A 4,772-nucleotide genomic window follows, 5' to 3' on the forward strand; every position below is an offset into this window, starting at 1 on the left:
GGCCCGGGGGCCGCGACCGGATCCGCGTTCGGAGCCGGCTTCGGCCTCGGCGGCCCGGTCGGCGAGGCGGGCGGCCTCCTCCAGGAGGGCTTCGACGATGCGGGCCTCGGGGACGGTGCGGACGATCTCGCCCCTGACGTAGATCTGGCCCTTTCCGTTGCCTGAGGAGACCCCGAGGTCGGCCTCGCGGGACTCGCCGGGACCGTTGACGACACAGCCCATGACCGCGACCCGCAAGGGGACGGGGAAGCCGTCGAAGGCGGCCTCGACCTGGCGGCTGAGGCGGTGGATGTCGACCTGGAGGCGGCCGCAGCCCGGGCAGGAGACGATCTCCAACCTCCTCGGGCGCAGGCCGAGGGACTGGAGGATGTGGCTGCCCGCCTTGACCTGCTCGACGGGAGGGGCGGAGGTGGAGACCCGGATGGTGTCGCCGATGCCCTGGTTGAGCAGGACACCGAAGGCGACCGCGGACTTGACGGCGCCCTGGAGCTCGGGTCCTGCCTCGGTGACGCCGAGGTGCAGCGGGTAGTCGCAGGCCTCGGCGAGCAGCTGGTTGGCGGTGATCACGATGCGCGGGTCGTGGTGCTTCACGGCGATCTTGATGTCGCGGAAGCCGTGCTCCTCGAAGAGCGAGCACTCCCACAGCGCGGATTCCACCAGCGCCTCGGGGGTGGCCTTGCCGTGCTTGGCGAGCAGCCGGTGGTCGAGGGAGCCGGCGTTGACGCCGATGCGGATCGGGACGCCGGCGGCGGTCGCGGCCCGCGCGATGTCCCGGACCCTGTCGTCGAACGCCCTGATGTTGCCGGGGTTGACCCGAACGGCCGCGCAGCCGGCGTCGATGGCGGCGAAGACGTAGCGCGGCTGGAAGTGGATGTCGGCGACGACGGGGATGGGCGACCTGCGGACGATCTCGGGCAGGGCGCGGGCGTCGTCCTGGGACGGGACGGCGACACGGACGATGTCGCACCCCGCGGCGGTGATCGCGGCGATCTGCTGGAGGGTGGCGTCGACGTCGGCGGTGAGGGTGGTGGTCATGGTCTGCACCGAGATCGGGGCGCCGCCGCCGACCGGCACGGAGCCCACCTGGATGCGGCGGGACGTGCGGCGCGGGGGAGGGGAAGGGGGCGAGGACATGGCAGCTCCGTGGGCCGGGACTGGCGTGGACGGGGGAGGCGGGACAACGGCCGCCCGCTCACGGGCGGGGGTGGGGCCGGTCGGCCCGGGCACACAGGACGGTGTGCACGATGCCCTTGGCCGTCAGCCCGGCGGCGGCGAGGATGTCGGCTCGGGCGCCGTGCGCGAGGAAGTCCGTGGGCAGGCCCATGGTGGTGACGGGGACGTGCAGGCCGGTGTCGGCGATGGAGCGGGCGACGGCCGCACCGACGCCGCCGTTGCGGATGCCGTCCTCGACGGTGACGACGAGGCGGTGCCGGGCGGCGAGGGCGAGGAGTTCGCGGGGGACGGGGAGGACCCAGCGCGGGTCGGCGACGGTGGCGCCGATGCCGGTGTCGGCGAGGTAGCGGCCGGCTTCCAGGCATTCGGCGGCGAGCGGGCCGACCGCGACGATCAGCACCTCGTGGACGGTCGACCGGAAGAGGATGTCGACCGGCCCCGTCCGGGCGAGCGCCACGAGGTCGGGGCCCGCCGCGGCCTTGGGGAAGCGCAGCGCGGTGGGGTGCTCCCGGTCGTCGACGGCCTCGCCGAGCAGTTCCTCCAACCGGGCCGCGTCGCGGGGCACCGCGACCCGCATACCGGGGACGGAGGCCAGCAGGGGGACGTCCCACATGCCGTGGTGGCTGGGGCCGTCGGGGCCGGTGACACCGGCCCGGTCCAGGACGAAGGTGACGGGCAGCCGGTGGAGGGCGACATCGCTGAGCACCTGGTCGTAGGCGCGGTTGAGGAACACCGAGTAGACGGCCACCAGTGCCTTGGCCCCGCAGGTGGCGAGGCCCGCGGCGCTCGCCACCGCGTGCTGCTCGGCGATGCCGACGTCGAAGAACCGGTCCGGGAAGCGGGCCGCGAACCGGGACAGGCCGGTGGGGCCGGGCATCGCGGCGGTGATCGCGACCAGGTCGCGGTGGCGCGCCCCGAGTTCGGTGACGTGGTCGGCGAAGACGTCGGTCCAGGTCCGCCCGGCGGCGGTGCGGGCGAGGCCGGTGAGCGGGTCCAGCACGCCGACGGCGTGCATCCGCTCGGCCTGGTCGGCCCGCGCCGGGGGATAGCCGCGGCCCTTCTGGGTGACCGCGTGGACGACCACCGGCCCCGCCGTCGCGCGGGCCCGGCGCAGTGCGGACTGGAGCGCACCGATGTCGTGGCCGTCGACGGGGCCGAGGTAGGCGAAGCCGAGCTGTTCGAAGAGGTTGCCTCCGGCGGTCCCGTCGCGCAGGGCGGCCAGGTGGGCGGGGATGGAACCGGCGGTCGCGGCGTAGGAGCGCGTGTTGTCGTTGAGGACGACGACGACCGGGCGGTGGGGGGCGGACCCGAGGTTGTTGAGGGCCTCCAGCGCGAGGCCGCCGGTGAGCGCGCCGTCGCCGATGACGGCCACCACCGCCCGGTCGCCGGCTCCGCCGAGGGCGCGGGCCTTGGCGACGCCGTCGGCGTACGAGAGCGCGGTCGAGGCGTGGCTGTTCTCGATCACGTCGTGGGCGGATTCCGCGCGGGACGGATAGCCGGACAGTCCGCCCGGCTGGCGCAGGGAGTCGAAGCGGTGTTGCCGGCCGGTCAGGATCTTGTGGACGTAGGCCTGGTGGCCGGTGTCGAACAGCAGCGTGTCCCGCGGCGAGGAGAAGACCCGGTGCAGGGCTATGGTCAGTTCCACCACGCCGAGATTGGGACCCAGGTGGCCGCCCACCGCGCTCACCTTGTCGATCAGGTGGGCGCGGATCTGCTCGGCCAGGGCGGGCAGGCTCTCGTCCGCCAGCGCCTTGAGGTCCTCCGGCCCGGACAGGTCGCGCAGCAGGTCCGGTGGCCGCCCGTCCGGGGCAGGGTCGTTGGGAGGGGGGGACGAGGGGGCGTTCACGGGCGCTCCCTCACCGGCGAGGGCGGCGCGAAGACGACGTCCTCGACGGCGGTGGTGTGCTCCTCGACCGTGAGCGGACCGAAGGCGGCGAGGGCCTCGATCACGCCGGCGACCAGGGACGGGGGCGCCGAGGCGCCCGCGGACAGGCCGATGACGCCGGCCCTGGCGATCCACGCCGGGTCGATCCCCGCGGCGTCGTCGATCAGGTGGGCGGGGGTACCGCGGCGGCGGACCACCTCGACCATCCGCACGGAGTTGGATGAGTTCCCCGAGCCGACCACCAGGACGAGGTCGGCCCGTTCGGCCACCGCCTCGACCGCGAGCTGACGGTTCGTCGTGGCGTAGCAGATGTCGTCGCCCGGCGGCGCCTGGAGCAGGGGGAAGCGGGTGTGCAGGGCCTGGACGACCGCGGCGGTCTCGTCGAGCGCGAGGGTGGTCTGGGTGAGGTAGGAGACCCGGGAGCCGTCCGCGACCTCCAGCGCGGCGACCTGGTCGGCGGACTCGACGAGGACGGTGGCGTCCGGCGCCTCGCCGAGTGTGCCCTCGACCTCCTCGTGCCCGGCGTGGCCGATCAGCAGAACGGTGTCACCGCGCGCGGCGAAGCGGCGCGCCTCCGCGTGCACCTTGGCCACCAAGGGGCAGGTCGCGTCCACGACGGCCAGCCTCCGCCGGGCCGCGTGGTCGCGAACCGAGGGAGCCACGCCGTGGGCGGAGAACACCACGGTGGCCCCCTCCGGCACGGCGTCGAGTTCATCGACGAAGACGGCGCCGCGCCGGGCGAGATCGGCCACCACATGGGCGTTGTGGACGATCTGCTTGCGGACGTAGACGGGCTCGGTACGCCCGGGCGCGTCCAGCAGCCGCTCCACCGCGTCGATGGCGCGCTCCACCCCCGCGCAGAACGACCGGGGGGCGGCCAGCAGGACGGTCCGCGACCGCGGTGGGACCACGGGGTCGGTCACAGCTTCCTCCGAGTGATCAGGGCCGCCAGAGTCCGCAACGCCTCGCTGTCGCTGCCGGGCAGCAGTGAGCGGTCCAGGATGTCCAGGGCCGACACGGTGTACTTGGCGGCCTGTTCCTCCGCCCAGGCGCGGCCACCCGCCTGCTCGACCAGGGCGGTGGCTTCCGCCACTTCCGCCGCGGTCATCGCGTGACGCAGGCCGTAGATCTCGCGCAGCCGGTCGGCCGGCCCGCTCGCGCGGGCCAGCGCGGCGACCACCGGCAGGGACTTCTTCCGGGCCCGCAGATCGGCCCCGACGGGCTTTCCGGTGACGGCCTCGTCGCCCCAGATCCCGAGCAGGTCGTCGATCAACTGGAACGCCAGGCCCAGCTCCCGGCCGAAGGAGTCCATGGCGAGCACGACGCCCACCGGGGCACCGGCGGTCAGCGCGCCGAGCGCGCAGGCCAGCCCCAGCAGGGCACCGGTCTTGCCCTCCGCCATCCGCAGGCATTCGGCGATGGTCACGTCGGCGCGCTGTTCGAAGGCGCAGTCCAGATGCTGCCCCTCGCACAACTGCGTGACGCAGGATCCGATGCGGCGCACCGACTCGGCCAACGACGGGCTGTCGTGCTGCGCCAGAACGTGCGGGGCGCGGGCGAGCATGGCGTCGCCGGCCAGGATCGCGTCGGTGGTGCCGAACACCTTCCAGGCGGTCGGGCGGTGCCGGCGGGTCTCGTCCCGGTCCATGACGTCGTCGTGCAGGAGCGAGAAGTTGTGGACCAGTTCGACCGCCGCCGCGGCCGGGATCGCGGC

General features: G+C 74.2%; 3 protein-coding genes and 1 pseudogene. All 4 read right to left on the minus strand.

All coding sequences use genetic code 11. The features are described 5' to 3' along the window. Window positions 1-1,134: pseudogene (ispG, locus tag ABD308_RS19405) on the minus strand (flavodoxin-dependent (E)-4-hydroxy-3-methylbut-2-enyl-diphosphate synthase); the annotation flags it as partial. A 58-nt stretch (window positions 1,135-1,192) separates the two neighbouring features. Continuing rightward, window positions 1,193-3,019 (minus strand): 1-deoxy-D-xylulose-5-phosphate synthase, encoded by a 1,827-nt coding sequence (locus ABD308_RS19410; protein WP_344336249.1) that lies wholly within the window; start codon window positions 3,017-3,019, stop codon window positions 1,193-1,195. Further along, entirely contained in the window at window positions 3,016-3,981 is a 966-nt protein-coding gene (ispH, locus tag ABD308_RS19415; protein ID WP_344336251.1) for a 4-hydroxy-3-methylbut-2-enyl diphosphate reductase, read from the minus strand. The genes ABD308_RS19410 and ispH overlap by 4 nt, the downstream gene beginning before the upstream one ends. Beyond that, window positions 3,978-4,772: polyprenyl synthetase family protein (locus ABD308_RS19420; RefSeq protein WP_344336254.1), on the minus strand; the 795-nt coding region annotated here is incomplete at its 5' end. The genes ispH and ABD308_RS19420, both read right to left, overlap by 4 nt.

The sequence above is a fragment of the Kitasatospora putterlickiae genome, from assembly GCF_039527695.1.
Taxonomy (GTDB): Bacteria; Actinomycetota; Actinomycetes; order Streptomycetales; family Streptomycetaceae; genus Kitasatospora; species Kitasatospora putterlickiae.